Annotated in this window: 1 protein-coding gene; it reads right to left on the bottom strand. The window is 69.1% G+C overall.

Annotated features, from left to right (window positions below):
* The coding region (locus tag ACZ3GY_RS24425; protein ID WP_465912374.1) for a hypothetical protein at positions 1–256 on the bottom strand (256 nt) is incomplete at both ends.

Here is a 256-nt window from a genome sequence, read left to right as displayed (position 1 = left end):
CAACCAGTCGGAGAGGCCATTCTCCGCGATGCTGTCGGCGATCCCCGCGCCGGCGCGCCGGGCATCGGCGACGTCGATCGCCGAGCCGTTGATGACGGCCGAGAACATCGCGGCGATGCTGGCCGCGCCCGCCGATGCCGCCTCCGTGGCGGACGACGGCAACTCCTCCGGAACGATCGACGGCGCTTCGATATCGACAAGCCTGGCCAGAATCTGCGACGGCTTGACCGGACTGAAGAACGCATCGGTCGCGCCG

The organism is Pseudomonas sp. PME37.24/006 (genome assembly GCF_055556635.1).
This window is presented reverse-complemented; position numbering and strand designations above follow the sequence as displayed.